Origin of the sequence: Streptomyces sp. NPDC101152 (genome assembly GCF_044768275.1) — a bacterium.
In the GTDB taxonomy this organism is placed as follows: domain Bacteria; phylum Actinomycetota; class Actinomycetes; order Streptomycetales; family Streptomycetaceae; genus Streptomyces.
Map to the genome: position 1 here is coordinate 1 of NZ_JBIWPO010000133.1, position 2,343 is coordinate 2,343.

The 2,343-nt window shown below is 64.4% G+C and carries 1 protein-coding gene; it reads left to right on the forward strand.

Translation table 11 applies throughout. The annotated features are described in order from the left end of the window. Positions 1–626: 626 nt before the first annotated feature. Entirely contained in the window at positions 627–2,117 is a 1,491-nt protein-coding gene (gene ltrA, locus ACIRVK_RS45460) for a group II intron reverse transcriptase/maturase (RefSeq protein ID WP_404258038.1), read from the forward strand. Positions 2,118–2,343 lie beyond the last annotated feature (226 nt).

The following is a 2,343-nucleotide window of genomic DNA, read 5'->3' on the forward strand; positions in this document are numbered from 1 at the left end:
GCCCGGTGCGCTTAGCGGTGCACGCCGGGTTCGGGAGGCGACCCGGAGAAACGGGCTGGCCGTGAGGCCAGTACCGCGCTCCGGGTCGACCTCACGGAGTCGAGCGGGGGTGAAAGGACCCCGCCGCTGGTCAGTCGCAGCTGGCCGGTGAAGCTGGGAGGCAGTCCGAGCCGGGGAACGCCGGGGAGGGCGGGAGCAGCCTCCGACAACGTACGGGACGGGTCGGCACTGTCAGACGGCCCGGGTCCGGCAAGCAGTGATGAGAAGGTGTACGTGAGGAACCGCTGTTTGACGCTCCGTAAGGCCAGTGCCGGCTCAAATCTGATGGATACGGGCCGGTGTGCAGCGCGTGGCCGTCCTGCTGCTGCGGGACGGTCAACTCCGAAGCCGGTTGGACGGGTCCGGTGGGGAGGCCACGGTGAATGCCTGCGGCGTAGGCGTGGCGATGCTGTCGGAGTAAAGGCGGACACCTCCCTCATCGATCGATTCCAGGTGAACGTGGGAACCATCCGCGGTCGCCCTCCCGCCGGGCGTCCAGCCCGGTGGTGGGCAGGTCCGTTGCCGACTGATGGCCGTGGGATGGGGCGGAGGCCCCGTAGTAGTCCGAGCGTGCGAGAGGCACGTGCATGGCGAAGGGGGCCAGCAAGTCGGCAGCGGTCGAACTGGAAGGCCAGGAGGTGTCGTTGGTGAATACCGACGAGCTGGAGTACGCCTTTGTGAAGGCGGAGCGCCGGGTACTGGAGATCCAGACGAAGCTGCACCGTTGGGCCGGTGATGATCCTCATCGCTGGTTCGATGATCTGTTCAATCTCGTCGCCGATCCCGCGTTCTTGTTGGTCGCGTGGGACCGGGTGAAGGGGAACAAGGGGGCCAGGACAGCCGGGGTGGACGGGCGCACTGCCCGTTCCATCGCGCTGACGACGGGCGTCGAGAATTTTCTCGGCAGGCTGCGGGAATCGTTGAAGGACCGCAGTTTCCGTCCGCTGCCGGTGCGGGAGCGGATGATTCCCAAGGCGGGCGGGAAACTGCGCCGCCTGGGTATCAATACGATCGCTGACCGGGTGGTGCAGGCGTCCCTGAAACTGGTGTTGGAGCCAATTTTCGAGACGGATTTCCTCCCGTGTTCGTATGGATTCCGTCCGAACCGCCGGGCTCACGACGCGGTGGCAGAGGTGCGCTTCCTCACGTCCAAGTCCTATGAGTGGATCATTGAGGGCGACATCAAAGCCTGTTTCGATGAGATCTCGCATACCGCTCTTTTGGACCGGGTGCGTGCTCGCATCGCAGACAAGCGTGTGCTGGGCTTGGTGAAGGCGTTCCTCAAGGCAGGCATCCTCGGGGAGGATCGCGTGCTGCGGGAGAACAACTCTGGTACTCCACAAGGATCAATTCTGTCGCCGTTGCTCAGTAATGTGGCTCTCTCGGTCCTGGACGAGTACGTCGCCCAGGCGCCGGGCGGGCCCGCTACGAAGCCTTATCAACGGGCACGGAGAAAGGCTCTGGGACTGCCGAACTGCAGACTCGTCCGCTACGCGGACGATTGGTGTCTGATGGTCTCGGGGACCCTGGCCGACGCCGAGGAGCTGCGGGAACAAGCCGCCACGGTCCTATCCACGATGGGATTGCGGCTGTCGCCGGAGAAGACCTTGATCACCCACATCGATGATGGCCTCGATTTCTTGGGATGGCGCATCCAGCGCCACCGCAAGCGAGGCACAGACCGGCATTACGTCTACACCTATCCGTCACGCAAGGCCGTCAAGGCCGTGACGGGCAAGGTGAAAACGGTATGTCGGGGAATGGATACGGGCCAGCCGCTCGATGCCCTGCTGATCCAGCTCAACTGGATCCTGCGGGGCTGGTGCGCCTACTTCCGGCCCGGGGTGTCCAGCGTGACCTTCAAGTACCTGAGCTCTTATGCATGGACTCGGGTCATGAAATGGTTGTTCAGGAAGCACCGCCGGATCACCGTGAAGGACCTGCGCCGCCGTTTCTGCGGCGGTGGCTGGTGGCCGGGCACAGAGGACAGAATGCTGTTCAATCCCGCGAAGGTCAGCACAACGCGCTACCGGTATCGGGGAACAGTGATTCCAACTCCGTGGCCGACCACGGGATGAGGAGTACCCCCGGTACCTTGAACGGGGCTTGTGGAGCGCCCGTTGCGGTGAAAGTCGCACGGCGGGTGCGGGAAGCGGCCGGGGGAAACGGGCTGGTCGAAAGACCGGAACCGCGTCCCCGGCCGACTTCACTACTACGTGCTGGCCGAGGGCTTGAACGTGATCCTCGTCAACGCGCGGCAGGTCAAGAACCTGCCGGGCCGCAAGACGGACGTCTCGGACGCGG